Below are 1,795 nucleotides of genomic sequence, written 5' to 3'. Positions count from 1 at the left end.
ACGCTCCGAGCCACGCTGCGGACATCTTCGCCACTTGGGCCACTCCCACGACGGGAACACTCAACGGAGTGAACTTCACGGTTACGGGCTTTACCGGGTTTCCCTCCTTATTTAGTGCGAATCTCTCAGGCGCGAACTACTCTGCGGCTCCAGGGAGCGCTAGCCAGCAGTCAGTAAGCTATGCTGTCAGTAACAACTGGACAATTTCCTTTGCATCGCCTATCTCTAATCTGAATCTCTACGGTATCTTCTGGCGTGGCACCGGTGCTTCAAGTGGGGGTGGCGGTGTTACGACAAGCTATACCTTCAACCAACCCATTACCATCGCGTCTGGTATGGCGGGAGCAACGGCAGTGGGTAACCTACTCACCATGCCTGGAAATGCTTTCCAAAATGGCATCCTGAACTTTGGAGCGCCTGTTACCACCCTGAGTGTGACGACAAACGCCGATAGTCCGAGCGGCCAGGTACTGACATTGTCCACGACAGTTGTTTCTTCCGCCCCTGAGCCGGGAACGCTCGCGCTTCTGGCACTGGGCGGGGTTGCTGTGTGGGTCAAGCGCCGACGCAGCTAACGTGGACTTCGTCGAGAGTGCGAAGCGACACCTGAACAATGGACGGGTTGGTGTCCCAGTAGTAGGGCAGGGCAATCAGCGCCATGGATAGCGCCCAGCCGCGCCCACGCTCCCACGTGGCATCGTCTATTGCGAGGGCGTCGCGGAAGACTTGGCGAGAGTCAGTTTCGAAGAGGTTCCAGCCGACAATAAGCTCGCAGGCGGGATCGCCCACGCCGAGACAGCCGAAGTCAATGACGGCGCTGAGCTGGCCGTCGGTGGCGAGGAGGTTGCCAGATTGCAGGTCGCCGTGCAGCCAGACGCGAGCGTTATCCCAGGCTGGGACTTGAAGGGCAGTCTCCCAGGCTTTCGTGGCCGCGTCGGTATCTATTCGCCCGTTGAGCTTGGCGAGGGCACTTCGTACGGCGGCATCGCGCTTCGCCAAGGGCTCACCGCGCCCGGAGTTGTGGTCACCTGGTGCGGGGCCATCCGTGGCATCGCAACCCTGCAACGCTCGGATAAAACCCGCAAGTGTCTTTGCCGCCTGGCAGGGATCGGAGAGGCTATCAAGCGTGGCATTTTTGCCGTCGAGCCAGCGGTAGACCGACCAGTGCCATGGGTAGCCCGCGCACGGCAGGCCCATGGCGAGTGGTGTGGGTACGGCAAGCGAGAGGTGGGGCGCGAGCTTGGGGAGCCACTGCTGCTCTTTCTCCACCTGCCCGACTGCCCAGTGAACGCGCGGGAGCCGCATGACAAGTTCGTCGCCCAAGCGGTAGAGGGCATTGTCCGTCCCAGAAGACGCGACCCGCTTAATCGGAAGCGCGGCCCACTGCGGAAACTGCGTGGCTAGCAAACGGCTCACAAGGGCAGAATCCGTAAAGACCTCGTCGGGGTGCACTACCCATACCACTCGCGCCATTTTGCGCGGAGCGGGACGTCTTCGTCGGTGGGGAGGTGCACGCCGGTGATGGTCTTCACATCGCCCATGAGCTGGCGCTGGATGGGGTTGGCTTTCGCATACAGCTCGCGGTAGTGGAACTGCGGCGAGAAATCCATCGGGAAGACCCAGCGGAAGCCGTAGCCAATGAAGAGGGTCTTGCGGGTGATGTCTGAAAAATTCGCCCCGACGGCGTGGTAGGTGCGCTGCTCGAAGATAAAGGCATCGCCGGGCTTGCCGCAGATCTCAATCGCGCCGTATGGGTGGGGAGCATCGGGGGCTTTGGCGAGTGGCCCGGTCAGGC

At 61.3% G+C, this 1,795-nt stretch carries 2 protein-coding genes and 1 pseudogene; 1 reads left to right on the top strand and 2 read right to left on the bottom strand.

Translation table 11 applies throughout. From position 1 onward, the window contains the following. A partial coding sequence (locus tag RMO15_RS02310; RefSeq protein WP_309707435.1) for a PEP-CTERM sorting domain-containing protein occupies positions 1-575 on the top strand: 575 nt, incomplete at its 5' end. Here the strand turns inward: RMO15_RS02310 and RMO15_RS02305 are convergent. Both RMO15_RS02305 and RMO15_RS02300 read right to left on the bottom strand, forming a co-directional pair. Beyond that, positions 556-1,464, bottom strand: coding sequence for an aminoglycoside phosphotransferase family protein (locus RMO15_RS02305; protein ID WP_309707433.1), 909 nt, complete (start codon positions 1,462-1,464; stop codon positions 556-558). The genes RMO15_RS02310 and RMO15_RS02305 overlap by 20 nt on opposite strands. Next, a pseudogene (locus tag RMO15_RS02300) lies at positions 1,452-1,795 on the bottom strand (hypothetical protein); the annotation flags it as partial. The gene RMO15_RS02305 and the pseudogene RMO15_RS02300, both read right to left, overlap by 13 nt.

The organism is Armatimonas sp., from assembly GCF_031410135.1.
In the GTDB taxonomy this organism is placed as follows: domain Bacteria; phylum Armatimonadota; class Armatimonadia; order Armatimonadales; family Armatimonadaceae; genus Armatimonas.
Note: the sequence above shows the minus strand (reverse complement) of the source record. Positions and strands in the feature narration are given on the sequence as shown.